General features: G+C 43.4%; 24 protein-coding genes. 9 read left to right on the forward strand and 15 right to left on the reverse strand.

Annotation, left to right across the window (positions count from 1 at the left end; translation table 11 throughout):
- Window positions 1-21: 21 nt before the first annotated feature.
- The 8 genes from LN893_RS12135 to LN893_RS12170 all read right to left on the reverse strand — a co-directional run bounded on the left by LN893_RS12135 (window position 22) and on the right by LN893_RS12170 (window position 7,943).
- Window positions 22-585, reverse strand: coding sequence for a thioredoxin family protein (locus LN893_RS12135; protein ID WP_229970400.1), 564 nt, complete (start codon window positions 583-585; stop codon window positions 22-24).
- Window positions 586-863: 278 nt separating this feature from the next.
- A complete protein-coding gene (locus tag LN893_RS12140) occupies window positions 864-1,742 on the reverse strand; it encodes a metal ABC transporter permease (protein ID WP_229970402.1) in 879 nt (292 codons plus the stop codon).
- A gap of 47 nt (window positions 1,743-1,789) precedes the next feature.
- A complete protein-coding gene (locus LN893_RS12145) occupies window positions 1,790-3,073 on the reverse strand; it encodes a metal ABC transporter permease (protein ID WP_229970404.1) in 1,284 nt (427 codons plus the stop codon).
- 140 nt (window positions 3,074-3,213) lie between these two features.
- Window positions 3,214-4,005, reverse strand: coding sequence for a metal ABC transporter ATP-binding protein (locus LN893_RS12150; protein ID WP_229970406.1), 792 nt, complete (start codon window positions 4,003-4,005; stop codon window positions 3,214-3,216).
- An 11-nt stretch (window positions 4,006-4,016) separates the two neighbouring features.
- Complete coding sequence (locus LN893_RS12155; protein WP_229970408.1) at window positions 4,017-4,961, reverse strand: metal ABC transporter solute-binding protein, Zn/Mn family; 945 nt, start codon at window positions 4,959-4,961, stop codon at window positions 4,017-4,019.
- Window positions 4,962-4,964: 3 nt separating this feature from the next.
- A complete protein-coding gene (locus LN893_RS12160; protein WP_229970410.1) occupies window positions 4,965-5,621 on the reverse strand; it encodes a metal-dependent transcriptional regulator in 657 nt (218 codons plus the stop codon).
- A gap of 120 nt (window positions 5,622-5,741) precedes the next feature.
- Window positions 5,742-6,740: a 3-oxoacyl-ACP synthase III family protein gene (locus LN893_RS12165; RefSeq protein ID WP_229970412.1), complete on the reverse strand. Its 999-nt coding sequence runs from the start codon at window positions 6,738-6,740 to the stop codon at window positions 5,742-5,744.
- Window positions 6,741-6,818: 78 nt separating this feature from the next.
- Window positions 6,819-7,943 carry a glycosyltransferase gene (locus LN893_RS12170; RefSeq protein ID WP_229970414.1) on the reverse strand — a complete coding sequence of 375 codons (1,125 nt, stop codon included), beginning with the start codon at window positions 7,941-7,943 and terminating at the stop codon, window positions 6,819-6,821.
- Window positions 7,944-7,992: 49 nt separating this feature from the next.
- Between LN893_RS12170 and LN893_RS12175 the strand changes: the two genes are divergently transcribed.
- Window positions 7,993-8,805 (forward strand): 2,3,4,5-tetrahydropyridine-2,6-dicarboxylate N-succinyltransferase, encoded by an 813-nt coding sequence (locus LN893_RS12175; RefSeq protein WP_229970416.1) that lies wholly within the window; start codon window positions 7,993-7,995, stop codon window positions 8,803-8,805.
- A 141-nt stretch (window positions 8,806-8,946) separates the two neighbouring features.
- On the opposite strand, the gene LN893_RS12180 is transcribed toward LN893_RS12175, so the two are convergent.
- A complete protein-coding gene (locus LN893_RS12180) occupies window positions 8,947-9,837 on the reverse strand; it encodes a 3-hydroxybutyryl-CoA dehydrogenase (RefSeq protein ID WP_229970417.1) in 891 nt (296 codons plus the stop codon).
- Between the two features lie 448 nt (window positions 9,838-10,285).
- Between LN893_RS12180 and LN893_RS12185 the strand changes: the two genes are divergently transcribed.
- Together LN893_RS12185 and LN893_RS12190 are read left to right on the forward strand one after the other, a co-directional pair.
- A complete protein-coding gene (locus LN893_RS12185) occupies window positions 10,286-10,435 on the forward strand; it encodes a lmo0937 family membrane protein (protein ID WP_229970419.1) in 150 nt (49 codons plus the stop codon).
- A 73-nt stretch (window positions 10,436-10,508) separates the two neighbouring features.
- Complete coding sequence (locus LN893_RS12190) at window positions 10,509-10,658, forward strand: lmo0937 family membrane protein (protein ID WP_007660460.1); 150 nt, start codon at window positions 10,509-10,511, stop codon at window positions 10,656-10,658.
- A 74-nt stretch (window positions 10,659-10,732) separates the two neighbouring features.
- Here LN893_RS12190 and LN893_RS12195 read toward each other — a convergent pair whose 3' ends face one another.
- Together LN893_RS12195 and LN893_RS12200 are read right to left on the reverse strand one after the other, a co-directional pair.
- A complete protein-coding gene (locus LN893_RS12195) occupies window positions 10,733-11,416 on the reverse strand; it encodes a porin family protein (RefSeq protein WP_229970420.1) in 684 nt (227 codons plus the stop codon).
- 35 nt (window positions 11,417-11,451) lie between these two features.
- Complete coding sequence (locus LN893_RS12200; RefSeq protein WP_229970421.1) at window positions 11,452-13,077, reverse strand: ABC-F family ATP-binding cassette domain-containing protein; 1,626 nt, start codon at window positions 13,075-13,077, stop codon at window positions 11,452-11,454.
- 343 nt (window positions 13,078-13,420) lie between these two features.
- Between LN893_RS12200 and LN893_RS12205 the strand changes: the two genes are divergently transcribed.
- Complete coding sequence (locus LN893_RS12205; protein WP_229970423.1) at window positions 13,421-13,891, forward strand: DUF4199 domain-containing protein; 471 nt, start codon at window positions 13,421-13,423, stop codon at window positions 13,889-13,891.
- A gap of 30 nt (window positions 13,892-13,921) precedes the next feature.
- Window positions 13,922-14,377: a DUF4199 domain-containing protein gene (locus LN893_RS12210; protein ID WP_229970425.1), complete on the forward strand. Its 456-nt coding sequence runs from the start codon at window positions 13,922-13,924 to the stop codon at window positions 14,375-14,377.
- Window positions 14,378-14,465: 88 nt separating this feature from the next.
- On the opposite strand, the gene LN893_RS12215 is transcribed toward LN893_RS12210, so the two are convergent.
- Window positions 14,466-14,696, reverse strand: a complete 231-nt coding sequence (locus LN893_RS12215; RefSeq protein WP_229970427.1) for a hypothetical protein — start codon at window positions 14,694-14,696, stop codon at window positions 14,466-14,468.
- A gap of 338 nt (window positions 14,697-15,034) precedes the next feature.
- Here LN893_RS12215 and LN893_RS12220 point away from each other — a divergent pair, with 338 nt between their 5' ends.
- Window positions 15,035-15,430, forward strand: coding sequence for a hypothetical protein (locus tag LN893_RS12220; RefSeq protein ID WP_229970429.1), 396 nt, complete (start codon window positions 15,035-15,037; stop codon window positions 15,428-15,430).
- A gap of 30 nt (window positions 15,431-15,460) precedes the next feature.
- Here LN893_RS12220 and LN893_RS12225 read toward each other — a convergent pair whose 3' ends face one another.
- Window positions 15,461-15,859, reverse strand: coding sequence for a hypothetical protein (locus LN893_RS12225; RefSeq protein ID WP_229970431.1), 399 nt, complete (start codon window positions 15,857-15,859; stop codon window positions 15,461-15,463).
- Between the two features lie 257 nt (window positions 15,860-16,116).
- Between LN893_RS12225 and LN893_RS12230 the strand changes: the two genes are divergently transcribed.
- Window positions 16,117-16,938, forward strand: a complete 822-nt coding sequence (locus tag LN893_RS12230; protein WP_229970433.1) for a murein L,D-transpeptidase catalytic domain family protein — start codon at window positions 16,117-16,119, stop codon at window positions 16,936-16,938.
- A gap of 103 nt (window positions 16,939-17,041) precedes the next feature.
- On the opposite strand, the gene LN893_RS12235 is transcribed toward LN893_RS12230, so the two are convergent.
- Entirely contained in the window at window positions 17,042-17,233 is a 192-nt protein-coding gene (locus LN893_RS12235) for a hypothetical protein (protein WP_229970435.1), read from the reverse strand.
- Window positions 17,234-17,644: 411 nt separating this feature from the next.
- Here LN893_RS12235 and LN893_RS12240 point away from each other — a divergent pair, with 411 nt between their 5' ends.
- Window positions 17,645-18,454, forward strand: coding sequence for a M48 family metalloprotease (locus tag LN893_RS12240; protein ID WP_229970437.1), 810 nt, complete (start codon window positions 17,645-17,647; stop codon window positions 18,452-18,454).
- 163 nt (window positions 18,455-18,617) lie between these two features.
- Window positions 18,618-19,526 (forward strand): diacylglycerol/lipid kinase family protein, encoded by a 909-nt coding sequence (locus LN893_RS12245; RefSeq protein WP_229970439.1) that lies wholly within the window; start codon window positions 18,618-18,620, stop codon window positions 19,524-19,526.
- A 35-nt stretch (window positions 19,527-19,561) separates the two neighbouring features.
- On the opposite strand, the gene LN893_RS12250 is transcribed toward LN893_RS12245, so the two are convergent.
- A complete protein-coding gene (locus tag LN893_RS12250; RefSeq protein WP_229970440.1) occupies window positions 19,562-20,773 on the reverse strand; it encodes a metallophosphoesterase family protein in 1,212 nt (403 codons plus the stop codon).

The following is a 20,773-nucleotide window of genomic DNA, read 5'->3' on the forward strand; positions in this document are numbered from 1 at the left end:
ACTCATGTTCTTAGGAGAGGCCTATTTCCGTTTCTCAAACTCCTGCCACGTCATATTCTTGTGGTGGTTTTCGCCGAAATAGGAGAGGATTTTTGAAAACATTTTTGCATCGAGATAGCCTGGTACGGGTGTTAGCATTTTCATCTCCTCGTCTAAATACACAGTTGTCGGGAAGCTCATTTGGCCGTTGAGCAGAGCTACTGCCAACTCGTGGGCTTTGTACTCAGGGTTATACTTGTAGGTATGGCCGTTTAGCGTAATCGGTTTCTGACCTTCGGCATCAAGTTTAACAGCATAGTAATTCATATTCACATAGGCAGCCACAGCGGGATCAGAGAAAGTAGATTTATCCATCTTCTTACACCAACCACACCAGTCTGTATAAACATCAATAATCATTTTGCGTGGAGACTGCTTTTGCTTGGCGGCAGCTTCTTCTATGGTCAGCCATTTTATGCTTTCAGCAGGTTTTGCAGTTGGTCTTACAGCTTTATTGTTGCTCGGTTCAGGAGTGATGTGCAATAGTGTAAAGCTACTGATGCCGAAGAAAATTGCTAAAAAGGGTAGAAGAAATCTGTTTTTCATGAATAAGAAAGCTTAAACTCTAAACGAATTGAGTGCAGATGTATGTATAGTTTTTTGATAATTGTACTGCATGTGTACCAGAACATGTAGCAACAAGTATAGATTCCTATAGTTTGAGGGTTGTTTCCTTGATACAAAATAATTACTCGCGTAATTGTCTCTCATAAATTTCTGCATCTACAAAAGGCCTCTGTAGTGTTTTAAATCTTTAAGCATATACCAAATACAAAACTTTTGCTAGCGTTCAAGTTTGAATTACCACAAGAACTTTAAAACTGCTAAAGCTGCACGGGCTGTACCTGTTTTCTTCTTAATAGCAGCCCACGGGAAGGAGAGAAGAAAAGAGCTAGCATAAACTCTAAGCCAGTTACAGTAGCGATGGCACCTGCAATAGAACCGTCTAGCCAAACGGCAAGGTAATATCCTGCCACAGAAGCTAGTATGCCCAATCCTACTGATAGCAAAAGCATCTGCCTGAAATCATCAGTAAGGAGGTAGGCGGTAGCAGGCGGAGCCACCAAAAATGCTACCACCAGAATGGCGCCCACTGACTCAAAAGAGGCGACCGTCGTCAGCGATACCGCACCCATTAGGGCATAGTACCAGGCAGTGGTGGAAAGCCCTATTGCGGCTGCATAACCTGGGTCAAAGGCGGTCAGGAAAAGCTCTTTATAGCCTACGAAGATGAAGGCAGTAATCAGAAGCGCCACTACACTCAGGGTCCAAATGGTACGTGGGCCGAAGTTATAGCCACTATCAGTCAGCCAGATATCCAACGGTACATAGGCTATTTCGCCATACAGCACGCAATCCTGGTCGAGGTCTACCTGCCCTGCAAAAACAGACAGTAAGATAATTCCGATGGCAAAAAGCCAGGTAAAGGTAACCCCGATGGCCGCATCGGATTGAACGCGGGCGTAGCGGTGGAAAAATTCGATCAGGAATGTTGTGAGTAGCCCAAGCGTACCCGCACCAATCAGCATTGGCACCGACTCACGCGATCCTGTTACAAGAAAGGCGATGACAATCCCAGGCAAGACTGCATGTGAAATAGCATCGCCTACCATGGCCATTTTCCGAAGTATTAAATAACAGCCCAATAAGCTACAGCAAGTAGCTACTAGTGAACCTGTGAGTATGATCCAGAATGCATTCATGTTTGTTTTAGCCGTTAAGTTTAAGACGCTAGCCTTGTCATGGCTCCTTATGGAATTTTTGCGCTGTGCGGGTCCAGTTGCGGGTAGTTCAGTTCTTCCATCAGCTTCTGTTCCAGGTCTGGTGTTATAATATGTTCGATGGTTTCTGCATCTTCGTGAACGTGGTCGGAGGCAAGGTTCAGGTATTGTGTGAGGTACAGCTCCCAGAGCCTGTGTAGCCGTACCACACGCCGCCCCCGCTTTTGGCCTTGGGTTGTCAGTCGCCAACCTTCTTTCGATTTTTCTACATAGCCCTGTCGCCTTAGTTTGTCCAGCCCCGTACGGGCCTGATCTTTCGGAATATTGCGGCGCTCTAACAGGTTTGGCAAACTTCGTGGTGAAAAGAAATCCTGCTTTTGCTCTCCTAAATGGTACAGCAGTTTTAGCAGGTTCTCTTCCAGAATGAGCCTTCTGTTACGCCGTTGCCGGGCAATGCGCGAAAACCAACCTTTCTTGGGTGCAAAAGAAAAAGAGGCTATCGCAATCATAGAAACGATCAGCACTATCCAGGGGCCTGTGGGCATGGCTGGAGCGGTATAAGAAACAAATGCACCTGCTACCCCTGAAAAAGCACCTATTAAGGCTGCAATTACGAGCATGAGCTTAAGCTTATCGGTCCAAAAGCGGGCAGCGGCGGCAGGCGTTATAAGCATGGCAGCCATTAACACAACACCAACAGCCTGTATACCTACCACTACAGCTAAAACCGTGAGTGTAGTTAAAAGCAGCTCCAGGGTTCTTACCGGAAAGCCTATTGTTTTGGCATAGGCCTGGTCGAAGCACAGTAGCATGAGCTCTTTGTAAAAAACAAGGGTGGTCACAAGCAGCAACACGGCCACTATGCTAAACGTAATGAGGTCTTCGCCGACCAGCGAGGCAGCCTTGCCAAAAAGAAACTTGTCTAAGCCGCTTTGCGATGCGTTGCCCGAATGCTGAATGGAGGTAAGCAGAAGTATACCGATGCCGAAAAATACAGATAGTACCAGGCCAATGGCAGTATCTTCTTTTATGCGGGAGCGCGAGGTTATAAAATCAATTACAATAAGCGAAAACCAGCCTGTGACAAAGGCTCCAAGTAAAAGTATAAGTGGGTTTTTTGTTCCTGAAAGTATAAATGCAAGGCACACACCAGGCAAGACAGCATGCGCCACGGCATCGCCTACCAGGGCTCTTTTACGTAGCAGCGTAAAGCAACCCACTACAGCCGAACTGCTGGCAAGCAATACCGAGCCAAGCGTTACGTAACGCACATTGGCATCTGCAAACGAGAAGAATTCCAAAAATTGGTTCATACTTTTATAAAGTTCAGCGGTAAATACATCAGGTTTTTACCTTTACTTATGCTTTCTTTTGGTATGACAACTGTATGCCTGCATAGTAACTATAAAAAGCTTTTCAGTATGTAAGAGTGCTGTATCTGTTTTTTACAAGCCTACTTTTTTTCCCTGGCAGGAAACTGCTGTTTCCGCAGCAGATCTCCTACTTTTGTTAGTACGGTAAGGCGGCCACCATACGTATGCTCCAGCAACTCCTGTGTCAGCACCTTTTCTGTGGGGCCAGAAGCTACCAGCCGCATATTTAGGAGCACTACCCAATCGAAATATTCCGCTGCAGATTGCAGGTCGTGGTGCACCACCACGACAGTTTTGCCTTGTTCGCGCATGGTGCGTAGCAGTTCTATAATGGCTGTCTCGGTGGCAATGTCTACTCCTGCAAAAGGCTCATCCATAAAATAGATGTCGGCGTTTTGGGCTAGTGCTCTCGCTAAAAATACCCTTTGCTGCTGCCCTCCCGAAAGCTGGGAAATCTGGCGCTTGGCAAAAGCCTGCATGTTTACCTTTTCCAGTGCTTCCATGGCGGCATCTTTATCTGCTTTGCGGGGTCTGCTGAAAAGCCCCAGTTTGCCGTAGCGCCCCATCAGAACCACGTCAAAAACGGAAGCGGGGAAATCCCAGTCTACGGACTCGCGCTGCGGTACGTAACTGATACGGTTACGCACCTCCTCAATTGGCTTGCCGAAAATACGTACGTAGCCGCTGCCCGCAGACAGCAGGTCCATCACTGCTTTGATTAAGGTGGATTTTCCTGCACCGTTAGGACCTATAACACCTACTAGCGACCCTGCAGGCAAGGTTAGGTCTACGCCCCAAAGCACTGGCTTTCGGTCGTAACTCACAGTGAGGTCGTGTACTTCTACTACTGGGTTTTCTACGTGGAGTATCATGTTGTACTGTGTTAATTCAAAGCCGATACAATGTTGCTTACATTATGCCTCACCATACCGGTGTAGGTGCCTTCAGGAGTACCATCCTCGCCTAAGGCATCGGAGAATAATGTGCCGCCGATCTTTACTTGGTGCCCTCTTTGTTGGCTTCCAATCACCACGGCTTCTATTGCCCTGGGAGATACAGATGACTCTACAAAAACAGCTCTTATCTTATGCTTCACTATAAAGCTCACCAGCTCCGAGACATCCTGAAGACCAAACTCAGAAACTGTGGAAATACCCTGCAGCCCCACTACCTGTATGTTATAGGCATCTCCGAAGTAGCCAAATGCATCATGCGCTGTAATCAGGATGCGCTGCTGCGCTGGAATTGTTTGGATGCGCTGCTTTACTTCGGTGTCAAGGGCTCGTAATGTTTCTAAATACTTTTGGGTGTTTTGCCTGTAAGACTCCTGGTGCTGCGGGTCTTTCTGTTGCACCGTCTGGCTCACGTGCTGTACCACCAGTTGCCAAAGCGCCACATCGAACCATACGTGCGGGTCGAAGCTGTTCTGAAACTGGGGCGACTTACGCAGCCTGTCTTGCGGTATGCCTTCTGCGGCGGCCACAACGGTTTTAAACCGCCCGAGCTTGGCCATTACTTCGCCCATTTTACCCTCCAGATGCAGTCCGTTGTAAATGATCAGGTCTGCGTCTGTAAGCTTTTGCAGATCGCCCTGAGTGGCCTTGTACAGGTGTGGGTCTACACCGCTACCCATTATCGCTTCTACATCTGCTGCATCACCTACAATGTTTTGCACGGCATCTTTCAAAATGCCTGTGGTTGTTACAATCTGCAAACGCTCTCCTGGCTGTATGGGGCCTTTGCTTATAGTTTGCTTGCAGGAGCTAGTAAACAAGAGCAGGGGCAGAGCCAACAGCAGGAACAAGGCTTTTTGTAGCGGAGACATCATACCTTAAGCTGATAAGAATATGTTCTTAGAAACCTCGCTCGAAATCAACACCACCTTATCGTCTTCCAGGTTTATTTCCAATGATTTATCATAAGGTATCTTGTCGAGCACTTTAATTCTGGAGCCAAGCGCTATGCCCATTTTGTCAAGATACTGCAGAAAGAGGGGCTGGGAATCGTTTACACCAACTACCACACCAGCATCGTTGATTTCCATTTCGGCCAGTAACTTTTGCTTTTTTAGCTTTATTTCACCTGTGCTGGAGGGTATAGGGTCGCCGTGCGGATCGAACTTAGGGAAACCTAAGAACTCATCCAATCGGTTTGTCAGCAGCTCAGAATTAACGTGCTCTAATTCTTCTGCCACCTCATGCACTTCATCCCAGTTAAACTGTAGCTTCTGTACCAGAAATACCTCCCATAAACGGTGCTTGCGGATAATCTGTAGGGCTACGTGCGTACCCTGCTCCGTTAGCGAAACTCCTTTGTACTTAACATAATTTACCAACTGCTTATTGCTAAGCTTTCGGAGCATGTCTGTTACCGAGGCAGCCTTGGTTTCTAAAATATCCGCAATGGCATTGGTATTTACCTCCTGTGTGCCATTGGCCGACAGTTTGTAAATTGCTTTGATGTAATTCTCTTCTGTAAAGCTGTGCACAAATTTTACTTTTGAATGATTGACTAATAGAATGGCTGAATAATGAAACTTGAATAGGAGGTATAGAGGTAAGTTCGTCTATCATTCATCTATTCAATATTCAGCCATTCAATACTTGTCTTACCACCTGATGAGGGCAGAGGCCCAGGTAAAGCCACTACCAAAGGCTGCCAGACAAACTAGGTCCCCGTCCTTTATGCGTCCTTCTTCCACGGCTTCAGAAAGGGCAATTGGCACAGAGGCAGCCGTTGTGTTGCCATACTTATGGATGTTGCTCATCACCTTGTCGGCAGGCAAACCCATCTTCTGCTGGATATAGGACGTAATGCGTAGGTTTGCCTGGTGCGGTACCAGCATATCTATGTCTGATGCTTGGTAGCCGTTTTTTTGCAGCGCTTCTTGTATTACCTCTGGGAAACGACTAACGGCATGTTTGAAAACCAAATTACCGTTCATTTGTGGGTAGATAGATTCACTATCAAGCATTTCGTGCGTAAGACGGGCATTTTTATTACTGCCGGGGTCTAGCACGGCCAGTTCCTCTGCAAACTCTCCGTCGGCATGTAAGTGTGTAGAAAGTATGCCTTTATCATTGCTTTCGGAAGGGGAGAGGACCACTGCGCCAGCACCATCACCAAAAATAACAGAAACACCTCGACCGCGTGTCGAGAAGTCGAGTCCGCTTGAGTGAATTTCGGAGCCTACGACCAAAACATGGTTGTACATGCCTGTCTTTATAAATTGGTCGGCTATAGACAGGGCATAGACAAAGCCAGAGCACTGGTTTCTTATATCAAGTGCAGGAATTTCTTTTATGCCTAACTCGCGCTGTAATAGCACACCAGAGCCTGGGAAAAAATAATCGGGACTCAGGGTAGCAAAAACAATCATATCCAGGTCACTGGCTTCTATCCCAGCTGCTTTTATAGCTTTTCTGGCGGCCTGTGCTCCCATGTTAGAGGTAGTATCTATACCTTCCTGAAAGTACCGTCTTTCTACTATACCTGTTCGCTCACGAATCCATTCATCCGATGTGTCCATTAGCTTTTCCAAGTCTTTGTTACTTACTACTCTCTCAGGCACATAGTGGCCTACACCAGCAATTCTTGAGTTCCGCATTTTAGTTTGTCTTAATCAGTTGCTAATATACTAGTATTTTATTTTTAGGTTTATCTAAAAATAGATTTTTATTTGTATTTAAAGTAGTGATGCTACAATAGGCAAAAGTTTGTCTTCTTCAGATTGCCAGTATAAATCGTTCGATATGCCAGCTTTATAAAAGACTTGTTGCTCCAGTTGATTTAGCATTTCTTTTGCATCTGCTTGTCTAAAATTAATAGATACACCTGCTTGGTATCTTTTTACCATGTTATGCCACAGTGGGTTTTGCTGCACTACCAGCGGAAGGGCATGGGCCATGTACTCATAAAGTTTTGTAGGAATGCAGCGAAATGTGCTGGGGTTAGGCTGGTAAGGCAACAAACCAACATCACTATGCTGAATCTGCTCCAGTATCTGTTGGTGAGGCACAAGCTTATCACCTCCTATAAGGGTTATATAATTTTTGTCTTGTATAAGCTGCTTGAGGTGTTGGAGTGTGCTGCTGCGTGCGCAATAGCCGATAATAGTAAGCGTAATACCTGCGTGAACTTTGTGTAAGGCCGAGGCAAACTCCACTGCTTCGAATATTCCGTAAATTTCGGCAATGGTACCTGAGTATAGCAGTTTGATAGCGGCTGGATTAACGGCAACTGGTGTAGAAGGCGGAGTATAGTTTGTAGCAGCTTTATACTTGTTCTCTAACAATGTATACTTGTTGCCAAGGAAAGTAAGTTCCTGCAAATAACTTTTCTCCGCTACCAGAAAATGATCGACAGACGGAACTACAAACTTTTCTATGCTTCCCACGCCCCTAGCTAAAACCCGTTTTGCCAGTGGTTTGTAGTTGTTCTGTTCTTTCAGGTTTAAGGTATAGTTCTCCTGTATGTCGTAAACCAGTTTGCACTTTGAAGAGCGTGCGTAAAGGTAAGAGGTTAGCAACAGTTCGTGCGTGCCCACGATTATCAGATGAGGCTTTAGCTGTTTTAAGAGACGGTAAAACGTAACCTGTGCCTGTGCTCGTCCGAAACCCAGGCGCTTAAAATTGAAGACGGGGTGAAAAAAAATATTGGCAGGGGCAGAAGTGGGAGCAGGGGCATCAAAACCAGCAACATGTATGTGCGTGTGCGGAAGTTTGCTCAACGACAATCCCATTTTTTCATACATGCGGGTGTCGTTTATAGGCTTTAGTAGCGAGGCAATTAGGATTCTCTTTTCAGACATCGTCTAAATTTAATACTTTTGCACATATTCCTAATCAATACAAGTTAAAATGGAGCTAAGACAAATAATAGAGCAGGCTTGGGATAACCGTGAGCTGTTGCAAGAAAGTGATACTGTAGAAGCTATTCGTGCCGTAATCGAAGACCTGGATAAAGGTAATATTCGTGTGGCTGAGCCAAATGGCGATGAGTGGCAGGTAAATGAGTGGGTGAAGAAAGCCGTGCTAATGTACTTCCCTATTCAGGCGATGAAAACGATTGAGGTAGGACCTTTTGAGTTTCACGACAAGATTGCTTTGAAGCGTAACTACGCACAGCTGGGTGTGCGTGTAGTTCCTCATGCGGTGGCACGTTATGGCGCGTTTCTGGCCAAAGGTGTTATCATGATGCCGTCTTATGTAAACATCGGTGCTTATGTAGATTCTGGCACGATGGTAGATACTTGGGCAACCGTAGGAAGCTGTGCACAAGTAGGTAAAAATGTGCACCTGAGTGGTGGTGTTGGCCTTGGTGGTGTGCTGGAGCCAGTACAGGCTGCTCCTGTTATTATAGAAGATGGTGCCTTTATAGGTTCCAGAAGTATATTGGTTGAAGGTTGCCGCATTGGAAAAGAAGCAGTAATTGGCGCTGGTGTTACTATTACAGGTAGCTCTAAGATTATTGATGTAACTGGCAGCGAGCCGAAAGAATATAAAGGCTATGTGCCGCCTCGTGCAGTGGTTATACCTGGTTCTTATACCAAGAAATTCCCTGCAGGTGATTTCCAGGTGCCTTGTGCCCTCATCATCGGACAGCGTAAGGAAAGCACGGACTTGAAAACATCTTTAAATGATGCTTTAAGAGATAACGCTGTAGCGGTATAGTTTTCGTTCTTCGTTAATCATTTTTCGCAAAGAGGCCCTGCTGAATTACCAGCAGGGCCTCTTTTGTTAGCTTCAACTCTTTAAAGTAGATGTTGTGCTGTTGTGCCAAATAACGGACAACGATTAACTAGTAACGAGAAATCACTTTCTAAACCGTTCTGCCACAACTAGCTCTTTAGTGCCGTGGGACCAGGAATAGAAACCTTGACCAGATTTAACGCCTTTGTGTCCTGCCTGCACCATGTTTACCAGCAGCGGGCATGGTGCATATTTCGGATTGCCAAACCCTTCATAAAGCACATTAAGGATAGAGAGGCAAACGTCCAGCCCAATAAAGTCGGCAAGCTGGAGCGGACCCATCGGGTGTGCCATTCCTAATTTCATGATAGTGTCTATCTCTTCTACGCCAGCCACATCTTCGTATAAACTATAAATTGCCTCGTTTATCATCGGCATCAGAATACGGTTGGCTACAAAGCCAGGATAGTCGTTGCACTCGGTAGGTACTTTGCCTAATCGCTTCGATACCTCCATTATGCTGTTTGTTACCTCGTTTGAGGTAGAGTAGCCTCGAATAATTTCAACCAGTTTCATCACAGGCACAGGGTTCATAAAGTGCATACCAATTACTTTGTCTGGCCTGTTTGTTACCGAGGCAATTTTTGTGATGGAGATGGAGGAGGTGTTGGAGGCAAGTATAGCTTCAGGTTTGGTAAAGCTGTCCAGGTCTTTAAATATTTTCAGCTTCAGATCTACATTTTCGGTGGCGGCCTCAACTACCAAATCAGCGTCTTTTACGCCCTCTTGTGTACTGGTAAAGGTTGTGATGTTGCCCAATGTCTCTGCTTTCTGCTCTTCGGATAGATTGCCTTTGGCTATAATACGGTCAAGGTTTTTAGAGATAGTTCCGAGGGCTTTCTGAAGTGCTTCTTCCGAAATATCAATCAAGGAAACTGTAAAGCCATTTTGCGCAAAAACGTGGGCTATACCGTTGCCCATCGTGCCAGAGCCAATAACTGCAATGTTTTTCATAGGAGGTTTGATTAGCTTGTTTAATAGTTAGTCTTTGTTTGTATACAAAACTAACCAAAACTACGTGGTTCTACCGAGGAATGCATGGCTTCTTTAAAAGCTTCAATTTTAATCTAGATTAGACTTGCATTAATCTTTGTCTGTAGAATTGCTTTTTCAAAGAGCTGAAGTTGCCTCGTTTTGGGCAGTCAAATCTGATCATACCTATAATATTGAGCTTCAATAATATAATTAATTCTTTTTTTGATTTGATGAAAATTATAATTACGGCTTTATAAGCCTCAAAACGTAAAAAAGTATGTTAATATAAATCTTTTGAAGTATATGCCCGTAAAAGTCTAACAAAATAATACAAACGCAATTAGCTATAACAGATAAAATGAAAGATTGTTTTAATGTTAGATTTTAGCTGTTTGTAAATTAACTTAAATATAAACAAACAAATATCATGGGAAACTTACTTTATATTATAGCAGTAGTTTTAGTCATTTTCTGGCTAATAGGATTTCTAGGATTTCCTGACGCTGTAGGCGGAATTATTCACGTTTTGTTAGTGATAGCTGTAATAGCTGTATTGCTGCGCCTGATTAGGGGCTGATACAACTAGAGAAGTATAAAACTGTACTTTTCTAGTGACTTGACTTAACTTTCTAAACCTTAACAATAAAACTATGGGAAACTTACTATATATAATCGCGGTAGTACTTGTTATATTTTGGCTGATCGGATTCCTTGGATTTCCTGATGCCGTTGGTGGCTTAATTCACATCTTACTTGTGATTGCCGTTATTGTGGTATTACTTCGCCTGATACGGGGCTGATACTAATAATTATATAAGTAAAAAGGGCTGCTATACATGTATAGCAGCCCTTTTTTTATGCTCTGGCTAAAGAATTATCTTCTGAAAGGAATATTAACTCCTCCTCTGATTACAGGGTTATTATATGGGTTTGCAATGTCGCTGCTGCCATTGTACAGCAAGAGCAGATCAAATGAAGCCTTTTCACTGATGCGCTGTCGGTAACCCACACCTATCAAAGGCAAGCTAAGCATTTTACGCTGCTTGTCGTAGAAACGGGTTGTTGGGTTGTAAACCAAGTACTGAGCACTTAAGGCTTCTATTTCGCCATGTGCCAAGATGGCGCCACCACCAATTTCTATTAGCTCAACCTGCGTAAAGGCCCTGCCCCCATAATTCTGGAGACTAACACCGCCGCCACTTCTATAGTTATACACTACGCCACCGCCAAACGAAAATCTGTCGGTAACTCTGTAGCCTATAATAGGAAGTAGCGAAACATTGGTAAAGGTGCCAAACTGTAAACCTAAACTACCACCCCAATACAAGCGGTCCATCAGAGTTAACTTTTCCCTGTCAGCTGGCTCTTGCTTTACCACAACGGGCTGCGGCTGCTGCACGCGTGGCTGCCGTTGCGCAGGAGGAGCAGTGGCTGGAGGCCCTGTAGGTAAAGATTCTTTCCGCCTGACGGTGTCGGGCTCTACCTGGGCAAAAGCACTATGCCCGATAAACACAAACAGCACCAAAAACAGAAGCGTACTGCAGGAACGTTGTAGCATATAGATAGCTTATATGTGGTTAGGTTAAGTATCGCTTACACTAACGCTGTATTATACATCTTCTTGCGCAGTTCTTTGATATAATCATCAGAAAGATACTCTTCGTAGCCAAGACGACGATCGATGATTCCATTAGGGGTAAGCTCGATAATACGGTTGGCAATGGTATCCACAAACTGTAAGTCGTGAGATGAGAAGAGCAAAGAACCTTCGAACTCCTGCAGGGAGTTGTTCAATGCAGTAATAGATTCCAGGTCAAGGTGGTTTGTAGGCTCATCGAGAACCAACACGTTACCAGACTGCAGCATCATTCGAGAGAACATACAACGCACCTTTTCGCCACCCGATAGCACATTTGCCTTCTTAAGCGACTCTTCACCAGAGAACAACATTCTGCCCAAGAAACCACGCACAAAGCTTTCATCTTTCTCCACAGAATACTGGCGCAACCAGTCAACAAGGTTCAGGTCTGTGTTGAAGAACTCTTCATTGTCTTTAGGGAAGAAAGCAGGAGTGATTGTGGTTCCCCAGGTATATTCACCTTTGTCTTGCTGCATCTCACCCATAATTATCTTAAAGAAAGACGAGGCTGCCAAGTCGTTTCTTCCGAGTACAGCAATCTTATCTCCTTTATCAACCATAAAAGTGATGTCGCTGAACAGGGTAGTGCCGTCGATAGTTTTGCTCAGGCCCTCTACATTTAATAGTTGGTTTCCTGGTTCACGTTCTGGTTTGAACGCAATGTACGGGTACTTGCGTGAGGATGGCTTAATGTCATCCACAGTCAGTTTCTCCAAGAGTTTGGCACGCGAAGTAGCCTGCTTCGATTTAGAGGCATTGGCGCTAAAGCGGCGAATAAACTCTTCAAGTTCTTTACGCTTGTCCTCTGTCTTTTTATTTGCATCTGTACGCTGCTTAAGCGCTAACTGGCTTGATTGGTACCAGAAGCCGTAGTTACCAGCATACATCTGCATCTTACCAAAGTCGATGTCGGCGATATGCGTACAAACAGCGTCCAGGAAGTGGCGGTCGTGGGATACAACAATTACCGTATTCTGGAAGTTGTCCAAGAAGTTTTCTAACCACATGATAGATTCAGCATCTAAGTGGTTGGTAGGTTCGTCAAGCAGTAGGATGTCAGGGTTACCAAACAGTGCCTGTGCCAGCAGTACGCGTACCTTTTCGCTACCACTCAAGTCTTTCATGAGTGAGTAGTGCAGGTTCTCAGTAATACCAAGTCCGCTTAAAAGTTCTGCCGCCTCATATTCTGCGTTCCAGCCTTCCATATCTGCAAACTCACCTTCCAACTCGGCTGCACGTAATCCGTCTGCTTCATTAAAATCTGGTTTGGCGTAGATGGCATCTTTTTCCTGCATAATCTCCCACAGGCGCTTATGCCCCATAATAACAGTTTGCAGAGCAGGATGCTCATCATAAGCAAAGTGGTTCTGCCTAAGCACTGCAAGGCGTGCATTGGCAGGAATATCTACTGTACCCGTGTTCGGGTCTATTTCTCCAGATAATATTTTAAGAAAAGTTGACTTTCCTGCACCGTTGGCTCCAATTAGGCCGTAACAGTTACCTGGAGTAAACTTTATAGATACATCTTCGAACAAAGTGCGCTTGCCGTAAGCAAGGCTTACATTGCTAGTACTAATCATATGGACCTCTTGGGAATATAAATTGAATTATGATACAAAAGTATAAAATAAAAGTATGGATACGAGGCTTGTGCCAAAATTCTAACGCATTGGCTTCTTTACCGAAACCCGTAACATCCTTTTAGCGAGCAGCTTTAGACATAGTATTTAAAATTTTATGCACAAAAGCACAACGCCACTACTCTATATTAAGTATATTGATTTAGTTATATACTGCTAACCAAGCTGGTATGTATCTGGTTAAACAGTATTGGCTGTAAATGAATAACAAATAATTAACCATAATTATAGCTAATCTGTTCATTCTTAATTTAATAATTGAATATTTAAAACAGACAATAATATGGCATCTTCCAATATTTCTTACCAGAAGGTCTCTATAAAATATGGTGTTCTTGTAGGTATAGCACACGTCCTTTTCTTTTTGATAATGTCGTTGCTAGATCTTCTGCACATTGTAGAACTCTCATTTTTGAGCGGGATATTTTTGGTTATAGGTATCTGTGTAGCTATATCACGCTATAAGACAGCCAAAAACGGGGAAATTAATTATTTCCAGGGTTTGGCAATCGGTGCTACTACAGGAGTAGTCTCATCAACAGTTCTGGCGCTCTTCCTGGTAATTTATATTAGCGCAGTTGATTCCAGTTACTTGGCTAGCCTGCAGGCAAGTGCCTTATTCCCGCAAAGTCTTTCACTGCTATCTTTATTTGTGCTGGCTATTGTGTATGGCTCATGGCCAGGTTTCTGGTTAGCATTTATAGCCATGCAGTGGTTCAAGCGCAGAGATCCTATGTCTGAACATCTTCGCTAATACTTTATTTAAACAAAAGCACCCTAAACTATGGAAAAAATTGCCCTGAAGTATGGACTAATGACCGCAGCAGCGCTTATTCTATACTTTCTATTAATGAGATTGTTAAGCCTAGCACATGTAGTGGAACTACGTTACCTAAATGCCGTGATACTGGCAATTGGTGTAGTAATGGCTTTGAAAGGATATAGAAATCGATTAGAAGGAGGTATACCCTATTTTAAAGGAATTGGATCAGGTGTACTAACAGCAATTACTGCAACATTACTTTTTGCCGTTTTTATGCTTTTATACGTAAAAGCACTTGACGATTCATTTGTAGATGTACTGTCGGCAGAGGAGTTATTTGGAGGTAGAGTGGAAGGCACACCTGGTATAGTGGTGTTTTCTGTGCTGATGTTGGAGGGAGTAGTGTCTGGCTTTTTCATCTCTTTTATTGCCATGCAATGGTTTAAGCGCAGAAATCATAAACTGCCAAACCAATAATTTTAATAAGCCATTTTAACCCTTGCACAAAGAAGCCCGCTGTTAAAACTTAACAGCGGGCTTCTTTGTGCAAGGTGCTAATTAACGCTTAGTTGACAATAGCGTCAGGGCGTTGTATAATTTGCACCACTACTTCATGCAGATCGCCCTCCTGGTCTTCTAGTTTGAAGATAACCATCGGGTTATCCGCGTCGTGTATCGATTCTATATTAACTACTTTGCCGCCTTCTATACGACTTTCTAGTTGTGGTGTAAGATCTTTAAATGCTTTTGCAAAATTTACTTCTAATGGACTTGGATTGTAGTTAGTTGTTCTCATTATTCTAAGGTAAGTGGCAAAACCACAGCATAAGGGAGTCTTGCAGTTTTACTTGTAAAATACTATTCGTATGCTGCTATTTAGTTATACCTCTGGAACAAGCTATTGTTGCGATAGCAGTTCTATTTAAATATATTACATCTAATATTTTCAAACAATATTAGAAGGATACCATTAGGTGTAACTATATAGTTTTCAGGGCATATTTATAAAGTATAAAAAAATATGTACTGCAAAAGCTAACTAACTAACGGTAAATCCGTTTGAATGGTAACACAGGCCGAAGCTTATTACAAAGCTAGAAGAGAGGCTTATTAAAAATCTTATTTATTTTTCAGATGAAACCACTATTACTGTTATGCACTGTCTTTTTTGTGGCATTTGAATGCCAGGCGCAAATACAATCTGTTACAGATGATAATTTAGATAAAAAAGTTTTAGCTGTTAATCTTTCTGGTTCTGATATGCTTACAGTTGAAATGAGGCAGGAACTTTTGCTTAATGCAGAGCAGTATGCCCAGGTGGAGCAACTGAACAAAGATAGGTTTAAGCTTTTGCAGGATGCAGAAAGCAAATATGCTCATAATCCAGAGATGCTTTCCCTCGCGAAGCAAGCAGTTACTACTAAGTGCGATAAAGCCTTAGAAAGTGTGTTGTCGGAGCCTCAATTAAGATCTTTTCTAGAGCTTACTGGTAGGCAAGATTTGCTTTTGATGAGCGAAATCGGCAAATAAATTTCACTCTCTTAAAAGCGTCTCAATTTCTTATCTATTTTCTCTTCTTAAAGGCTGTGCATAAGTTACCTCGTTTACCTTGTAAGTGGCATTAAGGCGTACCTGTAGGCGATTAGCCTCAGAGAGCTGGTCTTTTTGATTGCAATGGCTACCTGGCTCCAGGTAGTAAATAAATACTCGCTGCCCTCTCGACATAAGCTCTTCGCTATCGGGTTTACCAAGTATATCTTTTATATCCTGCTCTTTTTTGCCGTACAGTTGCTTTCTAATGCTATCTATTTGGCTAATCATTTCTTTCCTGATTCCGTTGCAGGCATATCTGTCATTCTTCCATTGCTGGCTGTCGAAGCCTTCAATTTGAGCAGGCTCAGAACAGGAGGTTATCAGCGCGAAAGCAGACAATAAGTATAGCGAAGTCTTTTTAAGCATATTTCTAAATGAAACAACTAAGGTAGTATGTATCTCTAGAAATTTCTAATTACGAAATTAATTTTAAAACTTGTCATAGGCCGTAAATAGCATAATTGTACTTTAATGTAGCGGATGTTTGTTCAATGCTTGTATTATTAGAAGTATAGAGGTATTTTCGTTTTAGTGATAGCATATAAACTTAAGCTGCGTAGGAACGATTTGTGCTAATATGCCTGTTGTTTCTGTAGACAGCGAAGACAGAAGCTTAGAGACTTATGCAGAAACTAATATTAACCGCCTTCATGTTTGGCCTTCTTTCTTTTACAGGCCCAGGCACCGATAATAACTTACCCTCTCCTTTACCCGAGGTAGAGATTGTAAGCGCAAGCACCCTTAACAATAATACCTCGTTAACTTTCGAGGAAAAACAGTTAGCCTTTGAAGCACATATCCAGGGCATTTACGAACAAGCTGGCTTAAGCAAGAAGGGCCTGTCGTACGATGTGTTCAGTAAAGCAATGGCTGGTTTTCAGAATATGAAGAAGAAGGGGCTTGTATCCTCTTCTAAATCTGTCATTAGTGTGATAGATTTCTCAAAATCAAGCAGAGTAAAAAGGCTTTGGATTGTTGATGTAAAAGCAAAGAAGCTGCTGTTCAACTCTTTGGTAGCGCACGGAAAAAATACAGGACAGGATAAAGCTGTAAATTTTTCTAATGTACCGAACTCCAACATGAGCAGCATGGGCTTTTACATCACCGATAGAACCTATTATGGAAAACACGGCCTCTCGTTAAAACTTTCTGGAGTAGACGGCAATTATAATTCCAATGCTATGAGCCGTGCTATTGTAGTGCATGGAGCTGATTATGTGAGCGAGGCTTTTGTAAAGCAGTATGGCCGCTTGGGCAGAAGCCTTGGTTGCCCAGCTATACCACAGGACGTATCTAAAGCGATAATCGAAAATATAAAAGATAAATCATTGCTGTACATTCATACAGCTGATAAGACTTATAAATCTTCATTTCTAGATGAAGTTAGTGCTGTAGAAAGCTTTGCATTGGAGATGCCAAAAAATGTTAATCAGATGAATATCTGAAGACGTTGCTGATACATTTTTAAGAGTATCAACAGAAAAGCAAAAAGGCCTGCTGCGTTATTTACGCAGCAGGCCTTTTTGCTTTTCTGTACTTATAATTTATTTAAACATGATCTCTTGTGGATTTCACCAGGCTTATACCCGAGAAAAAGAAGATAAGCCCGATCACGAAGGGTACCACTGAGGTATATTTCCCTACCACGCCACCGTCGCCGCCCATCATAAAAGCGTAAGCAGCCCAGATAAGACCTATGATACCCAGTGTGGTAAGTATAGCTCCGAACGTTTTTTTCATATTCATCAGAATTGTTTTATGTCATAATTCAAACTGCTATAAAAGCTAATGATATTACGAAAATCCAATAGAATGGTCTTGTTTTGTAGAGGTAAATTAAATAAGTTATAGTTGGTGTTGCTAAAGAACTGTGCAATTCTGTTATCAGGAGTAGGGGCAGTTTCTGAATGCTTTATATTATGTTAGTTAAGAGTAACCACAGCTATTGCTGCAGCGTTTGCGAGTATGACTGACTTTAAACTTGTTGCTGAGGTAATTAAATTACATCTTAATCATCTTTGAGTTTGAACGCTTAGCTGAAGCGCAAAATGGTTGTTGTTAACGCTAATGAACAGCTCTAGAAGTCAGCAGATAGGTATATGCTGTAACTGCCTTTAACATTTCTAATTTAACGAAGCTTTTTCTGGTAAAATGGGAGCTATAATAAGATTTATTGTGGGGCTACTGATAGCTGCAGTCTCACTGCTAACTTACTGGTGTAGTACAGAAGAGAATGAATTTACAGGCGAAAAGCAGCATGTAGATATAACGGTAGAGCAGGAAATTGCTCTTGGCCTACAAGCTGCGCCAGAAATGGCTGCCCAGTATGGAGGCATTACTTCTGACAGAGAAACAGCAAACATGGTGAAAGAGGTGGGGCAACGCCTGGTAAACAGAACAAATGTAGATGATTCACCTTATGAGTTTAATTTCCATCTGCTGGCCGATGAACAGACGGTAAATGCGTTTGCTTTGCCTGGAGGACAAATTTTCATAACCTTAGGTTTGCTCAGGCGGCTTGAAACAGAAGCGCAGCTAGCGGGGGTGTTAGGCCACGAGATTGGGCACGTGGTGGCAAGGCACTCTGCAGAGCAGTTAGCAAAAGCCAAGCTTACACAAGGGCTTTCTGGTGCAGCAGCCATTGCTACTTACGACCCTGATAACCCAGCGAGCCAGTCTGGTGCAGTTGTGGCTGCTATGGTCGGGAAGTTACTGAACATGCGCTATGGGCGGCAGGATGAGCTGGAGTCTGATAGGCTGGCTGTGCGGCTAACTGGTGAATCAGGCTATGATCCTCGGGCCATGATAGAGGTGATGCGAATTTTGGAAGAGGCTGGTGGAGGAGCAAGAGGGCCAGAGTTTACACAAACACATCCCAATCCTGGCAACAGAATAGCCGAAATTCAGGCTGCCATAGAAAGTGAATACCCGCAAGGCCTGCCTACAGACCTAACGCAGTAATTAAATTTGATATCTTTTTCATTTAAAGGAGCAGCGAAAATTGGCTGTGTCATAACTGCGCCTTACAAAATTTGCTTTGCATTTCTATATAAGTCTTTCATACACTTTTATTTATTTTGCTCGTAACAAAACTTCGAACGCATAGCAGCAACAGCACCCAAATATGAACGATGAGCCAAGCATCCGACATCTCCTTTTCGTCATCAATCCTATAGCTGGAGACATAGACAAAGAAGAGCTTGAAGATAGTATAGCTGAAGTGTGTAGTAGCTGTGGCATCTCTTATGAGGTGTATAAAACCACAGGGAAAAACGATAAAGAGGTACTTCAGGCAAAGCTCAAGCAAACCAGGTTTGATGGTGTATTTGCGGTGGGTGGTGACGGTACTGTAAACCTAGTTGCCTCGTTGCTGCTGAAAACAGATATACCCATGGGCATAATTCCATTGGGTTCAGGAAACGGGCTTTCAAAGGATTTAGGTATTCCACAGGATGTTGAGGAAGCGCTTGATTTAATGTTTCGCCATGAAGTGCAACGCATAGATACATTGGAGCTAAACGGTGTTCCGTCGATACACTTAAGTGACATAGGGTTTAATGCTCTGGTGGTAAAGCGTTTTTGTGAAGGCGAAAGACGCGGCCCTGGTGCCTATGCCTGGATTGCATTGCAGGAATATCTTAATTATGTGCCCAAGCGCTACCGTATAGAAACGGATGTAGAGACCTATGAAGGTGAAGCCTTTATGGTGACCATTGCTAATGCGAACGCCTTTGGTAGTAACGCGGCTATAAATCCTAAGGGAATAGTGAACGACGGTAAGTTTGAAATTTGTCTGATTGAGCCATTTCCGAAGGCGGCTGCAATTGGTATCATGATCAAGCTGTATACCGACAGCATAGATGAATCTGTTTATACCCGCAGATTAATCTGTAAGCAGGCAACTATTTACAACCTGGACAACGAAGTAGTGCACGTGGATGGTGAACCTATAGACACAGCACAAGAAATAAAAGTGGTGATGCACACCCAAAGCCTCAAAGTTTTCTTACCTGTTCCAGATGAGGAGGAGTAATCATAGTTCTGAGTTAACTGTTTGAGAAGACTCCATCAGCTTTTAATCAACTCGCTCTTCAACTCTTTTCTGAACGCTACTGTTTCTACGGTGCTACTGTCATCAGCGTCTGCTACTCTTACCTCCAGCCACAACTGCCCATTATCATAATAGTCGATTACTACAAAGCCAAGCTGTTCGAGTGTAAAAGTAGCTCTGCCACCTTTTTTTACAAATGCAGTTTTACTTCCTGAGCCACTGACTACATAGTGGTTGCCTCTTACCTCAAAATGCTGCAGGTTATGATCGTGGCCTGCAACATAAATAATATTATTGTAACGATGAAAGATGGTTAACAGCCGTTTTCGCATGCGCTTATACTTCTTGTGCGACATATCTTCATAAGCTCCGAAAAACTTGCGGTAAAACGGGTACAACGATCCAAATATAGGAAGCGGAACATAAAAGCGTTTGTGGGCTGCTGTTAACGGAAATATGTGCTGCTTTATCGTGAATTTTCCTCCGTGCAGGGCATTGCTGTATAAGGGATGATGCGCTGCTACCAAAATGCGCTGATGCTTATTTCTACGCAAAATTTTATTCAGCTCCAGAAAGAACTGCTCAATGTCTTCATAGCCACAGCCACTGCCAGTGCCCAAAGGCTTATCGCTGCGGTGCACCCACCATTGCGTGTTAATAATCAGCAGGAGCAAGCCATCTGCCAGTTGTATAGTTGTAGGGCCAGGACATCCGTTAGGCGGCAAGTAAGCTTCTCTGTTCTTCAATGTGTCCAGCACATAATTTTCCTGCCGTAGCATTTGCTCGTAGCCACCTACTCGGCCTTTGTTCCAGTCGTGGTTGCCGCTCAAAAAAATGCTTTTGCCATTATAGTCCTGGCACTTCTGCAACAGTAGGTTCAGTCGTTCCACAGCAGTGGCATAGTGCGTGTGGCCTTCTTCTGGCAAACCAACAGGGTAAAGGTTGTCGCCCAAAAACACTATGGTACCTGCTTCAGGATTCTCGCTTTTCCAGCTCTCCAGCATGTGTAAAACAGGGTCTGTACCGTCGGTTGCTATATAACCTATATCTCCCAACAGTGCCACAGAATAAACTTTGCCTGCATCGGCTGGTGGTTTATAGTTGCGCCAGCCAACGTCGGAAAGCTTGTAGAAAGGCTTTCGTCTGTATTTCCGTTCTTCCCAATAGCTGAAAACTATAAAGGTAAGCAACAGCACAGGCACAATAATCAGAAAGTAAGGTAAAAGCAT

The organism is Pontibacter harenae (assembly GCF_020907245.1).
Taxonomy (GTDB): Bacteria; Bacteroidota; Bacteroidia; order Cytophagales; family Hymenobacteraceae; genus Pontibacter; species Pontibacter harenae.